This is a genomic window from Cupriavidus ulmosensis (assembly GCF_977008105.1).
The window spans coordinates 3,073,412-3,094,457 of the sequence record NZ_CDRMWP010000002.1; the positions used below are offsets into that span (position 1 = coordinate 3,073,412).

The following is a 21,046-nucleotide window of genomic DNA, read 5'->3' on the forward strand; positions in this document are numbered from 1 at the left end:
CGATCGCTCGCCGGGGGCATTTTGCCGCGGGCCCGGCCCGCGGCCTCGCGGCCACGGGTCAGGCTATTGCGCTCAGGCCTTGCTCGTCTTGACGCTGGTGGCCTCGGCGGTCAGGTAGCCGACCGCCGCGCCGAACCTGTCCTTGTAGTTGGCGCGCACCAGCGGGTCCAGCGTGGGCTGTACCTTGGCGTGGAAGGTGGCATTCCAGTCGCCGGCGTGCTGGAAGTTGTTCATGATGTAGGTCCAGCCGTTGAGCTCGTCGACCGCATGCAGGCCGGTCGATTCGGCGCCCGACGGAGTGGACAGCACGCGGGCCAGCTTCTTGGTGTCGACGTTGTAGGCCCACAGGAAGTTGTTGATGTGCTGGCCGCTGTCCTCGCCGATGAACAGGGTGCGCATCTTTTCCGAGAACTTCAGGTTGTCCGGGTTGGCGACGAGGTCCGGGTCGGCCGTGTTGCCCAGCGCATCGGCGGCGATGTCCTTGCCCACGAGTAGCGCGCTGGTGTGCACCGGCACCCATTCGCTGTTGATCGCGGCGCCGTCCAGGTCCTTCTGGCCGCCGGCCAGCTTGTGCTGCATCACGCCGCCGGCCTTGAGGGCCGCGTCGACCGAGATGTTGCTCTGCGCGTTCCAGCCCTTGGCGTTGTTCTTCACCATCGAGTCCTGGATGTTCTGCAGCGCGGAGTAGGCGATCTTGTCCTTGATGTTGACGGTGGTGCCTTCCATCTTGGTGAAGCCCATGCTGCCGCCCTTGAGGAAGGCGTAGCGGTGGGTTTCCAGGAACGCGGCGACCCGCTCCTTGCCCGGCACGACCTTGATCCACTGGGCCGCGCCGTTGGCGAAGATCTTGGTGTAGGTGTTGTCGAGCGGATCGGCGTACACCACGTCCATGATGTCGGCCGGGCGGTGCGACTTGGCCATCGCCTCGACTTCCGCGCTGGTGGCGTGGCCGAGCTTGACCCAGGTCAGGTCGGCGCCGGCGGCGGCGGGATCGATGGAGAAGCCGGTGCCGACCTTGCCCACGTACAGCGTGCCCGCGGAGAGATCCTTCTCCTTGTCGGCCACGAACAGGAACAGGCCGCTGTTGGTGGCGTCGTCGCCCATCAGCACCGTGCGGTTGTCCGGCATCACCTGCACCAGCTCGTGCGAGATGCGGCCCAGGCAGTAGTGCTTCTTGATGCTGGCGGTGCCGTCCGGGTTGACCGTGACCTCGGGCAGGTGGCCGTAGAGATACGGGTTGAGCGGGATGCTCGCGTTGCCGTAGAGATTCGCGGCGTACTTGGCGTACTGGTCGACCAGGTCGAGGTAGGTGGCGTCGAGCGGGTTGGTCGCGTTGAGGAACGCGTCCGGCTCGTATTCCTCGCTCGACAGGTGCGTGTTCCACGGCGACAGGCTCGCGCCGCAGGTGATCCACAGGCCGTTGGCCGACGAGGTGTCGACGTTGTGGTACTTGACCAGGCTCAGCTTGCCGGTGGCGGGATCCTGGTCCAGCGTCAGCACGGCGATCGGCGACGGCAGGCGGCCGTACATGGTGGCGTTCGCCTGGTTGCGGGTGGTGTACTCGAACTGCACCACGGCGAACACCGTGTTGCCCTTCACGCCGGCCACCTTGGCGCCGTCGATCTTCAGCAGCGAGGTGCCGTCCGGCGAGTCGGAGAAGAACTGGCGTTCCTTGCCGGCCACGGACTTGTCGATGATCGGCTGGTTGTTGATGTCGAAGTAGCCGCCGGCCAGGATCTGGCCGCCCTTGACGTCGGCCACGGTGTCGCCGGTCATGAAGAACGGCTGGTAGGCCAGCTTGTAGGTCTGGCTGCTGCCGTCGCTGAACGACACCTTCAGGCTCGAGCCGACCGTGGTGGTCGCCATCGCGGCCGGGTTGGACAGCGCCGGCGCGGACATGCCGGTGAATTCGGCGGTGCTGAAGGTCGCGGCGGGCGTGCCCGGCGCCGCGGGCGCGGCGGGAGCGGGCGCGGCCACGGCATCGTCGCCGCCGCCGCAGCCGGCCAGCAGCGCGGTCGCGCCGAGGCCGAGCGGCAGCATCGGTGCGCCGGCCAGGAATTTGAGTGCCTTGCGGCGGGAAGCATCCGGTTTGTCGATCATTCTTCTTTCCCGTTTATTTTGTGAGTGGGTGAGCGACGCACGTGGCGCCACCGTGCCGCGCGCCGATGGGGACAACGGCCGCGCAGCGATCAGGCCGAGTCGCATGCTATGAACCATTTGTGACAGCTTGTTTAAACTGACTTACTTTGCAGACATCCAGGAGGCCCGCCGCGTCTGCGCGGCGCCCCCGCGCGGCGCCCCAGGCCGGGCCGGGCGGCCCGCTGCGGTACACTGGCGCACGCCCGCAGCCCGCGGCGCCGTCCTTCCGTTTTTTCCGCCCGCCGCCGCAGCCCGGCGTGGCCCGATCAGTGCCGACCTACACCCTCGCCTTTCCGCTCCAGGCCGAACTGGAAATCCGCAAGAGCCGCTTCATCGGCTACGCCATCCCGGTGGCCGACCGCGCCGCCGCCGCCGCCGAGCTGCAGCGCCTGCGCGCCGAACATCCCGGCGCCACCCATGTCTGCTGGGCCCTGCTGGCCGGGGGGCATTCGGGCATGTCCGACGACGGCGAGCCGTCCGGCACCGCCGGCCGGCCGATCCTGGAAGTGCTGCGCCACCATGAGCTGGAGGGCGTGCTGGCGGCCGTGGTGCGCTACTACGGCGGCATCAAGCTGGGCGCGGGCGGCCTCGTGCGCGCCTACACGGACGCCATCGCGGTGGCGCTGAAGGACGCGCAGCGCATCGAGCGCATCGCCTATGCCGGGCTGGTGGTGGAGGTGGACTACGCCGACGAGGCGCGCGTGCGCCGCTGGATCGAACAGGCCGGCCACACGCTGACGCACGGCGAGCACGGCGCCGCCGCGCGCCTGACGATCCGGCTGCCGGCCAGCGAACTGGACGCCGCGCGCGCCGCGCTGCGCGACGCCACCCACGGGCGCGCGCGCTTTCCCGATCCCGATGAGGGCGAGGGTGAGGGCGACGGCGAGAACGGAGCGCAGCCGTGAGCGCGGAAACACCAGCAGCACCGGTCTTCCACGCGCGCGTGGAACCGCTGGGCCGGGGCTTCGCCGCGCCGGGCGCGCAGACGCTGCTGCAGGCCGCGCTGCAGGCCGGCGTGCAACTGCCCAGCTCGTGCCGCAACGGCACCTGCCGCGCCTGCCTGTGCCGGCTCTCGGCCGGGCACGTGGGCTACCGCATCGCGTGGCCGGGCGTGAGCTTCGACGAGCGCGACGAGGGCTACATCCTGCCGTGCGTGGCGTACCCGGAAAGCGACGTGGTCATGCAAGCGCCGCTTGCCCGGCTGCGGGACGGCGAGCCGCCTCCGCCGCCAGGCACTGCATGAAGAACTGCCACGCGATGCGCAGCGCATCGGGGCCGGCGGGATCGCTGAAGGCCTGGCTGGACGGCCCGCCGCTCCACGCATGGCCCAGCCCTTCGATGCGCACCAGCCGGACATAGGGCCGGCCCGCGTCCGACCATGCGAACACGTCGAAGGGCCGGCGCTGGCCGCGCTGGACGCGGCGCGGCGCGGCGGCCAGCGGCGCAGCCGGCAGCAGTTGCTGCCAGAGCGCGGCGGCGGCCAGCGCGTTGTCGAAATCCACCACGTGGTCGGCACTGCCGTGCAGCAACAGCAGCGGCGGCGGCCGGCGTCCCGCCAGCAACAAGCGCGCGGCCTGCAGGTCGGGCTGGCCCTTGCCCTGCATGACGCGCGCCGCCTGCGCGGCATTGCCGGCGCTGAGCGCCACCGCGCCCGAGTGCGAGCCGACCGCGGCGAAGCGGTCCGGATAGCGCAGGCCCAGGATCTGCGCCATCGCACCGCCGGCCGACAGGCCCAGCGCGAACACCTCGGCTGGCCGCACCAGGCGCTGCTCGCAGACGTGGTCGACGATGGCCATCAGCAGGGCCGCCTCGGTCGCCACGCGCGCCGCCGAGCGGAACCAGTTCCAGCAGCGCTGCGCATTGGCGTGCGAGGACTGCTCCGGCATCAGCACCACGCAGCGCGCGCTGCGCGCCAGCGCCGCGGCGCGCGTGCAGGCGGCGAAGCTGGCCGAATCCTGCCCGCAGCCATGCAGCAGCACCAGCAGCGGCGCCGGTCGCGCCGCGCTCACGCCGCTCGGCACGAACAGCCGGTAGCGGCGCTGCACCAGCGGCCCCAGCCCCCAGCTGCCCTCCTCCCAGCGCCCGCCGGCCCGGCTCACCGGCGCCGCCACCGGCGAGGCCACGCCGCTGAGCACGCGCTGCGCGGCCTTGCTCATCGCCTCGCCCTGCCTGACCGCCGACTGGATCGCGCTGCGCGTGACGGTGCGCTGCGCGCGCCGCACGTTGCGCGTGGCGATCTTGCTGAGCGTGTTCCAGAGCTTCGCGCCGCTGCTCGTCCGGCGGCGTGTCATCGGAGGCCTGCCATGAGGGAGTCCCTTCTCGCGGGTGAGGATGCGCCGTAGTATGCCGCCCCGGGCGCCGTTCCCGCCAGATTTCTCGCGATGCGAGAACCGCGCGCCGCGCCGGCGGCCCGCCGGATGGGTCCATTCCGGCAAGCGCTCGCGGCGCGCGAGGCCATGCGCGGCCTCGCGGCGCGCGATGTGGCGCGGCGGCCCGGTACCGAAACCGGCGCGCTAGTGCGCGTACACCGCCTCCCAGGTCTTGAATCCTTTCACTTCGATCGGATTGCCAAACGGGTCGAAAAAGAACATCGTCCACTGCTCTCCCGGCTCGCCTTCGAATCGGACCTGCGGCTTCAGTACGAAGTCCGTGCCGGCCGCGGTCAGGCGGTCGGCCAGCGCGCGCCATTCCGGGAGCAGCAGGATGATGCCGAAGTGCGGCATCGGCACCAGAGCGGTGCCTACGCGCCCCGTGCGCGCGGTCTCGAACGGCTTGCCAAGGTGCAGCGAGATCTGGTGGCCAAAGAAGTCGAAATCAACCCAGGTGTCGGTGCTGCGGCCCTCCTTGCAGCCAAGAACCCCTTGGTAGAAACGACGCGCCTCATCGAGGTCGGTGATATTGAATGCCAGGTGAAAAACGGACTGCGTCATGATTTTCGAGGTTGTTGGGTTAACGGATGGTGGAACTATGCGCGATGGCCGTGCCGGATGACGGTGCCGGCACGCGCGCCGGTCGCCGCGCCGTCGCGCCATGCCATGTCGCCATTGACGAACACACAGGCAATGCCGGCGGCCTGCGCCACCGGCTGTTCGAAGGTGGCCGTATCGATGATGCGCGCGGCATCGAAGACCGTGATATCGGCGAAATTGCCCTCGGCCAGGACGCCGCGGCCACGCAGGCCGAAGTGCCGCGCCGTCAGGCCGCTCATCTTGTGGACCGCCGTCTCCAGCGGAAACAGCCCCACATCGCGACTGTAGTGGCCCAGCACGCGCGGGAATGTTCCCCACAGGCGGGGATGCGGCACGGGATCGTGAGGCAATCCGTCGGAGCCGATCATCGTCTGCGGGAATGCCAGGATGCGGCGGACATCGGCCTCATCCATCAGGAAGTAGATGGCGCCCGCGGGCTGCAATGCGTCGACGGCCGCTTCCGGTGACACCCCCATCCGGGCCGCGATCACGTCGAGGTCCTGCCCCGCGTATTCCGGATGCGGCTGCGACCGGGTCACGATGACGCGGCTCGACACCGCCAGACGGTCCTTGCGCAGGATCGTCGAACCGGCCTGGTACGGATAGCAGTCCAGGCCCACGCAGCGGTGGCGCATCGCCTGTGCAAGATGGCCGAGCGTTTCCACGGAACGCCCATGATTCCTCGGGCCGATCAGCTTGTGATGCGACACCACGGTGCCGGCATCCCCGGCCGCGCCGATGGCCACGGCTTCGTCGATGGCCTCGCATACGCCGTCGCCCTCATCCCGGATGTGGCTGGCATGCACGCCGCCAAAACCTTGTAGCGCTACGGCGACCTGCGCCATTTCCCCGGTCGGGGCCGACATGGCCGCGGGATACGCGGCGCCGGTCGACATCCCGCAGGCACCGCTGGCCATTGCATCGCGCAGCAGGCCCCGCATGGCCGCAATCTCCGTGCCGCTCGCGGCACGGTCCAGCCGGTCCATCACCGCCACCCGCAGGGTGGTATGGCCCACCAGGCAGGCCGCATTGACGGCGGGCGCCGCGCGCGCCAGCGCATCGAGGTAGTCGCCGAACACGGCATAGCGAAAAGCCGAAGGATCGTCGCCGAGCAGGTCCAGCGGCGGCGGCACGGCCTGCCCCGGCGCCGCGCGCCACGGTGCCAGGCTGATGCCGCAATTGCCGGTGACAACCGTCGTTACCCCCTGGCTCAGCTTGGCGGGCATCAGCGGGTTCTGCATCAGGTATCGGTCGTCGTGGGTATGCGCATCAATGAAGCCAGGCGCCACGATGCGGCCCCGCACGTCGAACTCGCGTCGCCCGCGCGCCCCGGACAAGTCGCCGATCGCCGCGATCCGCCTGCCGTCGACAGCCACGTCGGCATCAAAGCGTGGCGCCCCCGTGCCGTCGATCACCGTCCCGCCGCGCAGCACTACGTCGAAATCGGCCATGAACGTCAATCCAGCGTCGCGCCCGAGGCGCGGATCACCCCTGCCCAGACCGGACGTTCCTTGCGGGCCAGGTCGAACAGCGCATTGCGCGGCCCGGTCGTGACCTCGTAGGCCATGTCCGCCAGGCGCGCCTTGATGGCATCGGCGCTGGCGGCCTTGTTGAACGCGCGGTTCAGCAGGTCCAGGATCTGTGGATCGACGGCCGCCGGCGCCACGTAGCCGGTCCATGCCACAGCCTGATAGTCCTTGAGCCCGCTTTCGGCCATCGTCGGCAGTTGCGGCAGACGGCTGTCGCGCTGCCTGCCCGTCACGGCCAGCGGCACGACGCTGCCGTTCTTGAGGTACGGGGAGATCGACGTGATGTTCTCGAACACCAGGTCGACTTCGCCGCGCAGCACGGCCAGATCGGCCTCCGGGCCACCCTTGTACGGAACGTGCGTAATCGAGACACCGGCCATCGACTTGAACATTTCGGCGCTCAGGTGTCCCGTGGTGCCGTTTCCACCCGAGGCCACGGCCAGCTTGCCGGGCGCGCCCTTGGCCTTGGCCACCAGTTCGGCCACGCTCCTGACGCCAAGGTCCTTGCGCACGGCCAGTACGTTCTGCACGAAGCCGGTCAGTGCCACCGGCGCCAGCTGCTTGTCGGCGTCGTACGGCAGCTTCCTGTAGAGCGACTGGTTGATCGCCAGCGTGGCCACGTTGGCGAACCCGATCGTGTAGCCATCGGCCGGTGCGTTGATGATCGCCTGCGTGCCGATGATGCCGGACGCGCCCACGCGGTTCATGACGACGATCTGCTGCCCGATGTCGCGGCCCACCGCATCGGCCAGCAGGCGCGACACGATATCGGGCGTGGTGCCGGCATTGAACGGCACGATCAGCGTGATGGGCCGGTCGAGATATGCCGCAAAGGCCTGGGCGGAAAGCAGCAGGGACGCAGCCGCGAATGCCATGCGCGCGATCGCGCGCAACGGGGTGAACTTGAGAGACATGGCGAAAGGATTCCTGAATCGGCGGGGGTGGCGGTAATCCGGCGCAACGGGATGCGCGCCGGCATGGACACGGTCGTCTCAAGTCCCGTGCGGGGCGGCCGCAGTGGGCTGCAGCATCGTTTGCAGCAGCGGCAGGTCGATGTTGCCGCCCGACAGCACGAGCACGGCATCGCGGCCGGCCAGCTCGATCCGGCCCGCCAGCAGTGCCGCCAGCGCGACGGCGCCGCCAGGCTCCACCAGCAACCGCAACTCTTCCAGCGCGAAGCGGATCGCGGCAATCACTTCGTCATCGCTGACCGCCACCGCCGCGTCGAGATAGCGGCCATTGATCGCAAAGGGCAGCTCCGCGGGCGTGACGGCCTGCAGGGCGTCGCACAACGACGTCGCGCCCGCCGCATTGATCTCGCGCCGGCCGCTTCGCAGCGAACGCACGGTATCGTCGAATGCGGCGGGTTCGGCCGCCACGAGCCTTGTGCCCGGACTCATCGCTTCGATTGCCAGACCGCAGCCGGCGAGCATGCCGCCGCCGCCACACGGCGCGGCGAACGTGCCGAGGTTTTCCCGCGCGGCGCGCGGCAGGTCCTGCAGCGCCTCCAGCGCAAGCGTGCCCTGCGCCGCCAGCACATCGGGATGATCGCCAGGCGGTACGAGCGTACCGCCCGTTTCGTCCAGCAGCCGCATGCCGATCGTCTCGCGGCTTTCGCGGCGCCGGTCGTAGTGCACGACGCGCGCGCCCTGCGCCAGCGCGCGTTCGACCTTGTTGCGCGGCGCATCGGCGGGCATCACGATCGTGGCGGCCACGCCGAGCCGTTTCGCGCCCCAGGCGATGGCCTGGCCGTGATTGCCGGTCGAATAGGCAATGACGCCGCGCGCCCGCGTGGCCTGATCCATCGCCAGCAGCGCATTGAGCGCGCCGCGCGCCTTGAACGAGCCCGTCACCTGCAGGCACTCGGGCTTGATCCAGACCGGCGCGCCGGCGAGCGCATCGAGCGTGGCGTTGCGCAGCAGCGGTGTCCGGACGATATGCGGCGCGAGCGCGCGCGCCGCGCGTTCCACGTCGGCAAAGACGGGCAGGCGCATTTCGCCAAGCATCTCGTGGCGAATCGACGCCGGCAGCGCCGGCCTGGCCTGGGTGACGACCGTTTGCATGGGCCGCTCCTTCAGACCGACGCCGGCGTCCAGGCCGGCGGCGTCTCGCTGCCGGTCTGCGCCGTGATGCGGCCATAGGCTTCCACGCGGCGGTGCAGGCCGAAATTGAAGACCGTGGAGCGGCCCAGTTCGCAGAGGCCGAGGTTGCAGTCGGCCACGATCAGTTCGTCGTCCCACGTGGTGGCCTGCGCCATGATCTCGCCCTGCGGATTGACGATGATCGAGTGGCCGAACATCTCGTGACCGTCCTCGGCGCCGGCCTTGGCCACGGCCACCGCGAACGTTGCATTCTGGTAGCAGCCAGCCTGGATCGAGAGTTGCGAATGGAACACCCGCAGATGGTGCGCCTCGAAGCCGCGATTCTCCTGGTTCATGCTGGGCGTGTTATAGCCCAGCATGACCAGTTCCACCTGCTGCAGGCCCAGCACCCGCCAGGATTCCGGCCAGCGGCGGTCGTTGCAGATCATCATGCCCATGTTCACGTCGACGTCGCCGATCGGCGCACGCTTGACCGGAAACCCAAGGTTGCCGATCTCGAAGTAGCGCTTTTCCAGGTGTTGCACCTTGCGGTGCGCCGCGTACTCGGCATGACCCGGCAGATGGACCTTGCGGTACTTGAGCACGATTTCGCCGGAAGGCGCGATCACGACCGACGTATTGAACCGGCGCTTGCGCACCACGCCGGTCGCGTCGGGCTCGAACGCGATTTCGGCGTATCCCAGGTAGACGGTCAGCCCGTAGCGCCGGATCGCGTCGAACAATGGCTGCGTGGCCGCCGACGGCAGTTCGGTCTCGTACCAGCCATCGGCCTCGTCCAGATCCTCGTGATACCAGCGCGGAAAGAACGTGGTCAGAGCCAGTTCGGGAAACACGACCACCTGCGCCCCACGCCGGTGCGCGCGCTCGAGCAGCCGCACCATGCGGTCAACCGCGACATCGCGGCCTTCATGTTTCTGGATCGGGCCGAGTTGGGCAGCCGCTACGGTGATGAGTCTGGTCATGAATCGGAGGTGCCTGGGGCATCGGGCGTTGAAGACAGCGTCAGTGTAGGAAGACCGCGGCCATGCCGGAAGCGCGCTGCCCGCGCGCCGCGCCGCCCCGCGCCGGCGCGCCTTCGGCACGCCATGCCCTTGATTGGCAAGGCAAAGTGCCGCGCGTCGGGCGTCCCGGCGGCGCGCGGCCATAACCTCGCGTTATGGTTGCCAGACAAAGATTGATGCCGTGCCCGGCGCCGCGCGTCGCCATGCCGCCACACTCAAGCCGGCTGCCGTTGCAGAAGATGGGTCAGCGTGGCGACAAAGCCCCTGGCAAGCGTCGACATGGCTTGCCGCCGCGCATGGATCAGGTAGATCTTGTGGGCCAGCGCGGGACGAATCGGTTTGAGCACGATGTCGCCGGCGCCGTCGGGGGTGTACCCGAACGACTCCATCAGGGCCACGCCGACACCTTCGCGCACCAGCGCCATGGCTTCGGGTGTCGAGCGGATTTCGATATCGGGTGCCAGCGTGCCGCGCTCCGATGTCAGGAACCGCGCGGACAGCCTGCCAAACGGTGTATCGCCGCCATAGCCGATGAAGGTGAAGCCGCGGAGATCGTCAACCGTCAACTCGCCGCGATCGGCCAGCGCATGTCCGCGCGGCAGCGCGCACATGATGTTGCCTTCGCCGATCTCGCGCGCGCGCAGCGCCGAGCCTTCGGGTGGCGCCATCGATGCAATGCAGAGATCGGCATGCCCTTGCGCCACAAACGGGAGCAGCGCGTCGAACGGCAACGGCCGGTAGTGCACGCGCACCGAGGGATGCCGATGCCGGAACCGCTGAATGGCGCGCGGCATCAGCCATTCGCTATAGCTGGGGCTCGACACGATCGACAGCCTGCCGTCGCCATGCTCGGCGAGGCTGGCCGCCACGGCGTTGAAGCGGCTCACGCCATCGAGGATCGGACGCACCTCGGCAAACAGCCGGTGCGCCTCGGGCGTGGGGTGCAGGCGGCCGCGCTCGCGATCGAACAATGCGAAGCGCATGCGCGCTTCTATGGTGGCCAGCACCCGGCTGATGGCCGGCTGCGACACGCACAGCATGCGGCCAGCCTCGCTGAGCGAGCCGGCCACCATGATGGCGTGGAACACTTCGATCTGGCGCAGGTTCAACGGCGTGACAGGTTGCCTGCTCGGCGGCGTGGAAGAAGGCATGCGGGCGAACGTGAAAGCAAGCATACGGCTCGGAACCATCTGCCAGACGCAAGATCCACGCCACGGCCAATCCGCCGCTACAGGGCGGCCATGGCGGCCAATGCTCCGTCCAGCATGTCCCGCAACACGGGTTGCACGCGCTCCGCCGCGTCCGGCAGGTACGGGAATGGCGCCTGCTCATCCATGTAGACGGCCTGCACCATTTCAAGCTGGATGGTATGCACGCCCCGAGCGGGCTGGCCGTAGTGGCGCGTGATATGCCCCCCCTTGAACCGGCCGTCCGCCACCCACGTGAACGGGCTGCCAGCCGCCGCCGCGATCACGGCGTCCCGCATCGCCGGCGCGCAACTGGCACCGCCGTGGGTGCCGATGTTCAGCTCGGGCAGCTTGCCATCGAACAGCCGCGGCAGCACGCCGGCAATCGAATGCGCCTCCCAGACCAGCACATTGGCGTGCCGCCCGCGCAGCCGGGTGATCTCGGCCGCGAGCGCATCATGGTAAGGCTGCCAGTATTCGCGCTTGCGCACGTCGATCTCCCCGGCCGACGGACCATCGCCCTGGAGGTACAGCGGCTCGCCGCGGAACGTCTCCACCGGGCAAAGCGTGGTCGTGGCCTGCCCGGGATAGAGGCTGCTGCCATCGCCGGGCCGGTTCACATCGATGACATAGCGCGAATAGCTGGCCTCGACCACCGACGCGCCCTGCTCCGCCGCGAAGGCGTACAGCCGGCGCATATGCCAGTCGGTATCGGCGCGCTCGCGGGCCGCCGGCGTCAGCCGCGGCACGAGCCAGTCGGGCAGCAGTTCGCCGCCGTGAGGAATCGAGATGACCAGCGGCAGATGGCCTTCGGTGACCTTCCAGACGGGGGCGCTCATGCCTGCACCGCCATCGCGCGGGCCACCGTGCCGTGCCGGCGGCGCGGCCAGACCGACGGATCGAGCATGTTTTCGGGCTGCCGGCCGGCAAGCGCGTCGATGACCTGCGCGGCACACTGGCTGGCCGTGTCGGCCAGGGCCTCCTGCGTCGAGCCCGCCTGATGCGGGCTCAGCACGACATTGGGCAATGCCGCCAGCGGCGACGCCACCGGCAACGGCTCGCGCGCGAAGACATCGAGCCCCGCGCCGAAAAGCCTGCCGGCGCGCAGGGCGTCGACCAGCGCCGGTTCGTCGATCAGGCCGCCACGCGAAGTATTGAGCAGGATCGCGCCGGGCTTCATCGCCGCCAGCGCGGCGGCATCGATGGTGTGGCGCGTATCGGGCCGCAGCGGCCGGTGCAGCGACACGACGTCCGAGACCTCGAGCAGCGCATGCAGGGTCTCGACGCGCTGGACGCCCTGCGCCGCCACCTCGGCCTCGTCGACGCGTGGCGACCACACCACCACGTGCATGCCGAAGCCGGCTCGCGCCATCTGCGCGACGATCTGGCCCGTGCGGCCAAAGCCGACGATGCCCAGCGTCTTGCCGGACAGCGAAAGCATCGGCACGGTATAGCGGTGCTGCCAGTCCGACCGGCGCGTCGCCGCATCGGCCAGTACCGCGCCACGTGCCACGGCCAGCATCAGCATCATCGCGTGTTCGGCTACCGCGCGGACGTTGGCGCCAGGCGTCGACACCACCGGGATGCCGCAGGCGTGGGCATGCGCCACCGCGATCTTGTCGGTGCCCGTACCGTGGTTGCTGATGACAGCCAGGCGCGGCGCGGCGTCGATGGCGGCGGCCGACAGCCCCTCGCGGACGATCGCCGCGTCGACGTCGTGGATTTCGGCAATGCGCCCGGCTTCGTCGGTGGCGGTGCTGTGGCGCACCTCGATACCGGCGGCGCGCATGCGTTCGGCGCCGACAGGATGAATCGGCTGGGTAATCAGACAGACTGGCATGAATTCAATATCGCAGTGGAATGGAAAACACCGGCTCGCGCGCCGAGCACGCCGGCCAGTACGCGCGTCGCCAGCGCAAGATCGTCGAGCCGCATCGACTCGTCCGGGTTATGGCTGCCGTGCGCGTTGCGCACGAACAGCATTGCGGCGGGCACCCCCTGGGCGGCGAACAGCGCCGCATCGTGGCCGGCACCACTGGGCATGGGCCGCGCCGCCACGCCAGCCTCGGCGGCGGCGGCCGTCAGCATGCCCTGCAATGCCGGGTCCATGACCCCCGCCGCGCTCGCCGTGAGCGGGCCAAGGTCGATCTCGACCCGGCAGGCCTGCATGATGTCGGCCCGTATGGACTGGACGGCCGCGTCCATCGCTGCGAGCGTGGCGCGGCTGCGCGAACGCATGTCGATGCTGAAGTCGACACGTCCGGACACCTTGCTGAAATTGGCCTGCGCCGCCTCGGTCGTGCATTGCCCGACCGTCACGGTCAGCTCGTGGCCGGCGGCCTCCAGCGATACCCACGCGCGCTGCAATGCCGTGACCAGCGCCGCTGCCGCCACCACGGCATCGCGCCGGTGGCTGCGCGGCGTGGCACCGGAATGCGCGTACTGGCCGCGGATTGCGGCGTGCCGGTAGCGTTGGCTGCCACAGATGCCGGTCACCACGCCGAGTACGTCGCCCGCTTCATCGAGCACCGGGCCCTGCTCGATGTGGAGTTCCACAAAGCAGTCGATATCGGCGGCCTTCAGCGCGGGAACTCCAGCGGCCACGGCGCCGGGGTCGCCCCCGGCTGCACGCATGTGATCGGCCAGCGTGCGGCCCGTGTCGGCACGGCGCAGCGCCAGTGCCGGCGCGTCGAGCAGTCCGAATGCGGCCTTGCTGCCCGCATAGGACAGGGGAAACCAGGCACTCTCCTCCGCGCGAATGGCCATGACGGTCATGTCGCGTTCCGGCACGATGCCCGCGCGGCGCCATCCTGCCAGGATGGCCAGGCCGGCCACCACGCCAGCGGCGCCGTCGAAGTTGCCGCCGCGCGGCACGGAGTCAAGGTGCGACCCCGTCATCACGACCGGCGCACCACGGTCGCGGCCCGGCAGGGTCAGATACAGATTGCTGGCCGCGTCGCGGCGGACTTCCAGTCCGCACCGCTCGGCCGTCGCGGCGGCCAGTGCATGCGCCGCGCTCTCGCCGTCGCCGTAGCTGTCGCGCGTGATGCCTACGCCGTCGTGGCTCTGTGCCGCCAGTTGCGCGAACAGCGAAGCCGCCAGCGCGTGGTCGGGTTCGATCGCCGGGTTCACGGGGCCTCCACGACTTCGGCTGCGGGCACGCCGGACAACTGCGCGGCCTGCGGATCCCACGCCTTGCCGGGCATGGAGTCGATCAGGCGGCGCGTATAGGCATCGCGCGGTGCTTCGAATATCTCGGCGGGACTGCCCTGCTCCAGCACGCTGCCGCGGTGCATGACCAGTACCTTGTCGCAGATCTGCGCGGCCACGCGCAGGTCATGCGTGATGAAGATCAGCGCGATGCCAAGGCGCTTCTGCACGTCGGCCAGCAGCCTGAGCACCTGTGCCTGCACCGACACGTCGAGCGCCGACACCGATTCATCGGCCACGATCAGACGCGGCTCCATGGCCAGCGCGCGGGCGATGCCGACCCGCTGGCGCTGCCCTCCCGAGAACTGGCTGGGATACCGGTCGAATGCGCTGGCCTCGAGTTCCACGAGCTTCAGCAATTCCCGTGCGCGCGCTTCGGCCTGTGCCCGGGGCACGCCGTTCGCCATCGGGCCGTCGCAAAGAATCCGGCCCACCGTATGGCGTGGATTGAGCGATGCGAAGGGGTCCTGAAAGATCATCTGGATATGCCGGCGCAGCGGGCGGAAGGCCCGCTCGCTGATCGGTGCGATGTCCCGCCCTTCGAATGACATCACGCCGCCATCGTTGCCGGTCAGCTTCAGCAGGCACTTGCCGATCGTCGACTTGCCGGAACCCGACTCGCCGACGATGCCCAGCGTTTCGCCGGCCCGTATCTCGAAACTCACGCCCTTGACGGCCTCCACCACACGCTTGCGCTGGAACAGGCCGCCCGGCGTCGTATACGTCTTGCGCAACCCTTCGACGCGCAGCACCGGGTAGCCCCCGGGCGCAGCGGCGGATACGCCGGCGCGCGCCCGATGGGACGGCACGCTGCCGATCAGGCGGCGCGTATAGGGATGTGCGGGGCGATTGAGCACCGCCTCGGCCGGACCCTGCTCGACGATGCAGCCCTTCTCCATCACGATCACGCGGTCGGCGATCTCGGCCACCACGCCAAAATCATGCGTGACGAACATCACCCCCATGCCCTTCTCCTTCTGGATGCGGGCAATCAGCGCCAGGATCTGCGCCTGCGTGGTCACGTCCAGTGCCGTGGTGGGCTCGTCGGCAATCAGGAGGGCCGGCTCCAGCGCCAGGGCCATGGCGATCATCACGCGCTGGCGCTGGCCGCCGGACAGCGCAAACGGATAGGCGTGGTAGAGCGACGGCGGATCGGGCAACCCGACGAACGCCAGCAGTTCCAGCACCCGCACGCGGCGCGACTCCGGTTCGAGCGCGCCATGTACGCGCATCACTTCGGCAACCTGGTCGCCAACGCGATGCAGCGGATTGAGAGCCGATAACGGCTCCTGGAAGATCATCGCCATGTCCTTGCCGCGCATGCCGCGCAACGTGGCTTCGTCCAGCGTCAGGAGGTCGCGGCTCTGGAACAGGATCTGGCCCGATTCCGGCTTCAGGTAGGTTGGCAGCAGGCCCATGATGGCGTTCGCGCTCATCGACTTGCCCGAGCCCGACTCGCCCACGACGCACACCAGTTCGCCGGCACCGATATCGAAGTCGATGTCGCGCACGGCATGGGGCCGGTCCCCGCCCTTCGGCAGGGCGATACTCAGGTTTCGGATCGACAGCAGCGGCGCAACTGGCGCCTGGTTGCGGGATTCCCTCATCGGTCAGCTCCCTCGTTTGCGCAGTTGCGGGTTCAGGGCGTCGTTGAGCCCCTCGCCAATCAGGTTGATGGCAAGCACCGTCAGCATGATGGCCACGCCCGGCCACAGGCTCATCCACGGCGCCTCGCGCAGCATCGTGCGCGCCGCGCCGATCATGAAGCCCCAGCTCATCAGGTTGCGGTCGCCCAGGCCCAGGAACGACAGGGCCGACTCCGTCAGGATGGCGGTCGCGGTCATCAGCGAGGCCGTGACGATCACCGGCGACGCCGCGTTGGGCAGAATCTGCGTGAAGATGATGCGCGCCGGCGACTGTCCGATCACCACGGCCGCCTGCACGAACTCGCGCTCCTTCAGCGTCATGAACTCGGAGCGGACCAGCCGCGCCACCGGGGGCCACGACACGATCGCGATGGCTCCAACGATCGAATACAGCGACGGCTTGAAGATGGCCACCAGGACCAGCGCCATCGCAAGCTGCGGAATGGTCTGGAAGAACTCGGTGCCGCGCATCAGCGCGTCGTCGATGCGGCCACCGTAGTAGCCGGCCAGCGCGCCGACCACGATGCCGATCAGCACGGCCACCAGCGTCGAGATCACGCCTATCATCAGCGAGACGCGCGCGCCATGGGCGATGCCGGCGGCAATATCCCGCCCGAGCATATCGGTGCCCAGCGGATAAGCGCTGTCATGGAACGGCGCCAGTAGCGGTTCCGCCACCATCATCCAGGGCGGATCTTCATAGAACGTGGAAGCCAGTGCCGCCGTCAGGATCACTACCAGCAGCAGCAGCAGGCCCACGGCGGCGCCACGGTTGGCGCCGAAGCGTTTCAGGAAGGACATCTCGCAGCTCCTCAGGCCCGGCCGATGCGCGGGTCGATCAGGCGGTACACCAGATCGGTCAGCAGATTGAATACCACCACCATCGTCGATGTGACCAGGAACACACCGAGCAGCAACTGGTAGTCGCGCTGCATCAGGGCGTCGAACATCAGACGGCCGATGCCGGGCCAGCCGAAGACGGTTTCCGTCAACACGGCGCCGCCAGCCATCTGGCCGAGCTGGATGCCGGCGAACGTCACCACCGGCAGCAATGCATTGCGCAATGCGTGGCGGCGGATGGTCTCGCCAAGCGGTACACCCTTGGCGCGCGCGGTCTTGATGAAATCCATGCCCAGCACCTCGAGCATCGATGCGCGCGTGAGCCTGGCGTAGACGGCCATGAAGAAGCAGCCGAGCGACACGGTGGGCAGCACCAGATGGTGGGCAATGTCGCCAACCCGCACCCAACCCGACAGATTGCCGCCCACCTGTTCCATGCCGTAGGGCGGCAGCCAGCCCAGATGCAGCGAGAAGAACAGGATGGCCAGCAACGCCAGCCAGAACTGCGGCGTTGCATAGATCAGGAGCGATCCGGTCATCAGCACGCTGTCGAGCCAGGTGCGCCGGCCGGCATAGCGGGCACGCGACGCGATCACGCCGAACAGCACGCCGAATACCAGCGCAAACACGAAGGCACACGACATCAGCAGCAGCGTGGCCGGCAACCGGTCGAGGATCAGGTCGAGCACCGGCAGGCGTTCCCGATACGAGTACCCGAGATCGAGATGCGCCACGCCCCAGAGATAGCGGCCAAGCTGCACCGGCAGCGGCTGGTCGAGGCCGAACTCCTTGCGCAGTTCTTCGACGTAGGCCGGATCGGACGATCCCGATTCGCCGGCCAGCACCGTGGCGGGATCGCCGGGTGCCATGCGCACGAGCATGAAATTGATGATGACCACGCCAAGCACGACGAACAACGCCTTGCCTAGCCTGGCGATCAGGATGGAGAGTGCCTTTTCCACGTGATCGGATCCTTCTTGAGACCGGAATTTCCGAAGCGCCGCCACGCGCGGCGCTTCGGCCCGCAGCAGGATTACTTGCTGATGTAGACGTCGGCGAACGTGTCGTTCAGACCGATGGCCGTCTGCACCAGGTTGTGCACCTTGCCGCTATAGAGCGTCGGCAGCTCCATCTCGAACAGGTAGCCGTTGGCCACTTCCTGGACCAGCGTCTTCTGGATGTTCGAATAGAGTTGCTGGCGCTCGGCGTCGGACGTCGCGGCCGCGGCCTTGTCCCACAGCGCGTCCACACCCGGATTCACATAGCCCTGGTTGTTCACGAACGCCGAACCCTTCACCTGGTTGCGTGCCAGGTAGAGCCGCGAGACACCCAGCGCGGGGTCGCCGTACTGCGACGTGAAACTGAAGGTCAGGTCGAAGTCGAAGTCCGAGACGCGCTTGGCCCAGGTGCCCGCATCGGCGGACTCGATCTCCACCTTGAAGCCGAGCTGCTCCAGGCACTGGCGCGTGTACTCGCCAAGGCGGTCCCAGGTGGCGCCGTACGGGTAGGACAGGATGCGGATGGTGGTCGCCGACGGATCCACGCCCGAATCCTTGATCAGCGCGCGGGCCTTCTTGATGTCGTAGCCATAGGCCGGCACGTTGCCGTCATAGAACGGAGTGGTCGACGAAATCGGCCCGGTGGCGACCTTGCCCAGCCCGAAGAAGATGTTGTTCACCACGAACTTGCGGTTGATGGCCTCCATGATGGCCTGGCGCACCTTCACGTTGTTGAACGGTGCCCTGCGCTGGTTCATCTGGATATAGGCCAGCTTGGAGAACATCTCCCAGCCCTTGGTCGTGTACTCGACGTTGGGCAGCGCGCGCAGGCGCTTGATCTCCACGTTGTCGACGTCGCCGGCGCTGACCACCTGCACGTCGCCGCGCTCGAACGCCACGGCACGCGACGCGGCGTCCGGAATCACGTTGAAGACGATCTCGTCCAGGTAGGGCTTGCCCTTCTGCCAGTAGTTCGGGTTCCGGGTGAGCACGATATAGGCACCCTTCTTCCACTCCTTGAACATGAAGGGTCCGGTGCCGACCGGGGTCTGGTTGGCGGGGTTCTTCGCGTAGTCGGTGCCGTCATAGATATGCTTTGGCACCATCGGCATGTTGTCGCTGACGAACGACTTCAGGAACGGGGCAAACGGCTCCTTGAGCGTGATGACCACCTTGTTGGGCCCCTGCGCCTTGACCGACTGCACGAACTGGTCGATGACCACGCGCGCACGCGGATGCACGGTACGCAGGAACTTGTCGATCGAGAACACCACGTCGTCGGACGAAAACGGCTTGCCGTCATGCCATTTAACGTTTGGCTGCAACTCGAACGTGTAGACCTTGCCGTCAGGCGAGATCGTCCACGACCTGGCCAGGCTCGGCTGGGGCTTCATGTCGGGCGACCAGGTCAGCAGGCTCTCATAGATCTTGCCGGCCACGTATTGTGTCGGCGTCTGCTGGTTCAGACCCAGCATCAGCGTGGGCGGCTCGGGCTGGGCGATGGTACGCAGCGTGCCGCCACGGGTCTGTGCGTGGGCGCCGGCGGCGACACCGACAGTCAGGGCAAGCGAGCACGCCGCGATCTTGAGCAGGCGGGCGGTGGGCAGGGGCAGCTTGATGGGCATGGATTTACCTGGTTATCGAGGAGAACAAGGGACGGGAGTCAGAGCGGTTGGACGGCAACGCCGTCTGCGGACAGGGCATTGCGGATGCGTTCGGCGAACAGGACGGCGCCGGGCTGGTCGCCGTGGATGCATAGCGTGTCGGCCACGATCGGCACCGACCTGCCCGACAGCGCCTGCACGCTGCCGTCGAGCACCATGCGACGCACCTGCGCGATCGACGCCTCCACGTCTTCGATCATGGCGTGCGGCATCGAGCGCGGCGTGAGCGTGGCGTCGTCCTGATACGAGCGGTCGGCATACACCTCGTTGGCGACGCGCAGTCCGGCGGCATGGGCCGCGGCCGCCATGTTGGCGTTGGCGACGTAGATGAGCACATCGGGCGCCACCGCGCGCACGGCGTCGGCCACGGCAGTGGCAAGCACCGCGTCGCGCGCGGTCATGTTGTAGAGCGCGCCGTGCGTCTTGACGTGATGAAGCGGCACGCCGACCGCACGCGTCACGCCAAGCATGGCGCCAACCTGGTACACGGTGAGCGCGTAGACCTCCGCGGCCGTCATTGCCATGGCGCGGCGGCCAAACCCCTGCAGGTCGGGCAGGCCGGGATGGGCGCCGACGGCTACGCCGGCGTTGGCGGCCGCGCGCACCGTGGCCAGCATCACGTCGGGGTCCCCGGCGTGGAAGCCGCATGCAATATTCGCGGACGTGACGTGGCGCAGGATCGCTGCGTCGTCACCCATGCGCCAGGCGCCGAAGCTTTCGCCCATGTCGCAGTTGATATCGAGAGTTGGCATCGAAATTTCCTCGTGTTTCACGGTGTTATTGGGGCGGAAGGCCGAGCAGCCGCGCTGCTTCGGCGGCAATGGTGTCCAGGCGGTCTTCCATCGCCAGCAGTTCGCGTTGCGCGGTTTCGGCCGTCACGGCCTGGAATCTCAGTGCAGTGCCCGGCATGGCCTGGGCCAGCGACGGCAGGTCGGCGCTGATGACATAGGCGATCTTCGGATAACCGCCCACGCTCTGCCGGTCGGCCATCAGCACGATGGGCGCGCCGCCGGGCGGTACCTGTACCGTGCCGAAGCTGACGGCCTCCGACACCATTTCCAGCGGGGACGACAACGCCAACGCGGGGCCTTCGAGGCGATAGCCCATGCGGTCCGACTGGCTCGACACAGTGAACGTCTCCGTCTCGAAGGCCTTGCGCGCCGTCGGCTCGAAACGTTCCCATTGGGGGCCGGGCAGGAAGCGAATGGCATTGCCCGTCTCCGGGCCATTGGCGCCGGCGGGCCTTGCCGCCGCCACGGATGCCATGACGCTTTGCACCATCATCCGCGCCAGCGGCAACATCTCGCGGTACGGGGACGCCACGGCGACACGGTCCCCGGCGCGCAGCGCGCGGCCTTCGACACCACCAAATGCGGCACGCAGGTTCGTACTGCGGCTGCCCAGCACCGCGTCGGGTGCGAATCCGCCGCGCACCGCCAGATAGGCCCTGGCGCCGCGGCGGCAGTGGCCAAACGCGATCGGCACGTCGTGGCGCACCATCACCGCGCAATGCGTGGGCAGCGGCACGCCAGCCGCCGTCACCGCGATGTCGGCGCCTGTCACGGCAATCAGCGTGTCGTGCGCAAAACGCACCGTCGGCCCATTGAGCGTGATCTCGAGCGCGGCGCTGTCGGCGGCGTTGCCCACCAGCACGTTGGCCAGGCGGCACGACCACTCGTCCATCGCGCCGTTGACCGGCACGCCAAACCGCTGGTAGCCGTAGCGGCCGCCGTCCTGCAGCACGGAAAGGATGCCGGGCCG

At 68.4% G+C, this 21,046-nt stretch carries 19 protein-coding genes; 2 read left to right on the forward strand and 17 right to left on the reverse strand.

Translation table 11 applies throughout. The annotated features are described in order from the left end of the window. Positions 1 to 72: 72 nt before the first annotated feature. Positions 73 to 2,100 (reverse strand): PhoX family protein, encoded by a 2,028-nt coding sequence (locus ACWTPI_RS33265; RefSeq protein WP_454733905.1) that lies wholly within the window; start codon positions 2,098 to 2,100, stop codon positions 73 to 75. Positions 2,101 to 2,408: 308 nt separating this feature from the next. Here ACWTPI_RS33265 and ACWTPI_RS33270 point away from each other — a divergent pair, with 308 nt between their 5' ends. Next, positions 2,409 to 3,044, forward strand: a complete 636-nt coding sequence (locus ACWTPI_RS33270; protein WP_454734060.1) for an IMPACT family protein — start codon at positions 2,409 to 2,411, stop codon at positions 3,042 to 3,044. Then, entirely contained in the window at positions 3,041 to 3,382 is a 342-nt protein-coding gene (locus ACWTPI_RS33275; RefSeq protein WP_454733906.1) for a 2Fe-2S iron-sulfur cluster-binding protein, read from the forward strand. Before ACWTPI_RS33270 ends, ACWTPI_RS33275 begins: the two co-directional genes overlap by 4 nt. Here the strand turns inward: ACWTPI_RS33275 and ACWTPI_RS33280 are convergent. The 16 genes from ACWTPI_RS33280 to ACWTPI_RS33355 form a co-directional block, all read right to left on the reverse strand. After that, positions 3,318 to 4,430: an extracellular catalytic domain type 1 short-chain-length polyhydroxyalkanoate depolymerase gene (locus ACWTPI_RS33280; protein WP_454733907.1), complete on the reverse strand. Its 1,113-nt coding sequence runs from the start codon at positions 4,428 to 4,430 to the stop codon at positions 3,318 to 3,320. The genes ACWTPI_RS33275 and ACWTPI_RS33280 overlap by 65 nt on opposite strands. A gap of 222 nt (positions 4,431 to 4,652) precedes the next feature. Next, the gene (locus ACWTPI_RS33285) at positions 4,653 to 5,069 is read right to left on the reverse strand and encodes a VOC family protein (RefSeq protein WP_454733908.1); all 417 of its coding nucleotides are present in this window, start codon (positions 5,067 to 5,069) and stop codon (positions 4,653 to 4,655) included. 35 nt (positions 5,070 to 5,104) lie between these two features. After that, complete coding sequence (locus ACWTPI_RS33290; protein ID WP_454733909.1) at positions 5,105 to 6,559, reverse strand: N-acyl-D-amino-acid deacylase family protein; 1,455 nt, start codon at positions 6,557 to 6,559, stop codon at positions 5,105 to 5,107. A 5-nt stretch (positions 6,560 to 6,564) separates the two neighbouring features. Continuing rightward, on the reverse strand, positions 6,565 to 7,551 hold the full coding sequence (locus ACWTPI_RS33295; RefSeq protein WP_454733910.1) for a Bug family tripartite tricarboxylate transporter substrate binding protein: 987 nt from the start codon (positions 7,549 to 7,551) through the stop codon (positions 6,565 to 6,567). Positions 7,552 to 7,629: 78 nt separating this feature from the next. After that, positions 7,630 to 8,700, reverse strand: a complete 1,071-nt coding sequence (locus ACWTPI_RS33300) for a threonine ammonia-lyase (protein WP_454733911.1) — start codon at positions 8,698 to 8,700, stop codon at positions 7,630 to 7,632. An 11-nt stretch (positions 8,701 to 8,711) separates the two neighbouring features. Further along, on the reverse strand, positions 8,712 to 9,701 hold the full coding sequence (locus ACWTPI_RS33305; RefSeq protein ID WP_454733912.1) for an N-carbamoyl-D-amino-acid hydrolase: 990 nt from the start codon (positions 9,699 to 9,701) through the stop codon (positions 8,712 to 8,714). Between the two features lie 254 nt (positions 9,702 to 9,955). After that, complete coding sequence (locus ACWTPI_RS33310) at positions 9,956 to 10,915, reverse strand: LysR substrate-binding domain-containing protein (RefSeq protein WP_231586456.1); 960 nt, start codon at positions 10,913 to 10,915, stop codon at positions 9,956 to 9,958. A gap of 53 nt (positions 10,916 to 10,968) precedes the next feature. After that, positions 10,969 to 11,766 carry an N-formylglutamate deformylase gene (hutG, locus tag ACWTPI_RS33315; protein ID WP_454733913.1) on the reverse strand — a complete coding sequence of 266 codons (798 nt, stop codon included), beginning with the start codon at positions 11,764 to 11,766 and terminating at the stop codon, positions 10,969 to 10,971. Then, on the reverse strand, positions 11,763 to 12,716 hold the full coding sequence (locus ACWTPI_RS33320; protein WP_231586457.1) for a hydroxyacid dehydrogenase: 954 nt from the start codon (positions 12,714 to 12,716) through the stop codon (positions 11,763 to 11,765). Before ACWTPI_RS33320 ends, hutG begins: the two co-directional genes overlap by 4 nt. A 35-nt stretch (positions 12,717 to 12,751) precedes the next feature. After that, positions 12,752 to 14,059 (reverse strand): Zn-dependent hydrolase, encoded by a 1,308-nt coding sequence (locus ACWTPI_RS33325; RefSeq protein ID WP_454733914.1) that lies wholly within the window; start codon positions 14,057 to 14,059, stop codon positions 12,752 to 12,754. Next, the gene (locus ACWTPI_RS33330) at positions 14,056 to 15,744 is read right to left on the reverse strand and encodes an ABC transporter ATP-binding protein (protein WP_454733915.1); all 1,689 of its coding nucleotides are present in this window, start codon (positions 15,742 to 15,744) and stop codon (positions 14,056 to 14,058) included. Before ACWTPI_RS33330 ends, ACWTPI_RS33325 begins: the two co-directional genes overlap by 4 nt. Before the next feature lie 3 nt (positions 15,745 to 15,747). Beyond that, positions 15,748 to 16,584 (reverse strand): ABC transporter permease, encoded by an 837-nt coding sequence (locus ACWTPI_RS33335; protein WP_059411926.1) that lies wholly within the window; start codon positions 16,582 to 16,584, stop codon positions 15,748 to 15,750. Between the two features lie 11 nt (positions 16,585 to 16,595). Beyond that, positions 16,596 to 17,585 carry an ABC transporter permease gene (locus ACWTPI_RS33340; RefSeq protein WP_059411927.1) on the reverse strand — a complete coding sequence of 330 codons (990 nt, stop codon included), beginning with the start codon at positions 17,583 to 17,585 and terminating at the stop codon, positions 16,596 to 16,598. Positions 17,586 to 17,656: 71 nt separating this feature from the next. After that, positions 17,657 to 19,246, reverse strand: a complete 1,590-nt coding sequence (locus ACWTPI_RS33345; protein WP_454733916.1) for an ABC transporter substrate-binding protein — start codon at positions 19,244 to 19,246, stop codon at positions 17,657 to 17,659. A gap of 38 nt (positions 19,247 to 19,284) precedes the next feature. After that, complete coding sequence (locus tag ACWTPI_RS33350; RefSeq protein ID WP_454733917.1) at positions 19,285 to 20,037, reverse strand: LamB/YcsF family protein; 753 nt, start codon at positions 20,035 to 20,037, stop codon at positions 19,285 to 19,287. A gap of 25 nt (positions 20,038 to 20,062) precedes the next feature. Then, positions 20,063 to 21,028, reverse strand: a complete 966-nt coding sequence (locus ACWTPI_RS33355; RefSeq protein ID WP_454733918.1) for a 5-oxoprolinase subunit C family protein — start codon at positions 21,026 to 21,028, stop codon at positions 20,063 to 20,065. Positions 21,029 to 21,046 lie beyond the last annotated feature (18 nt).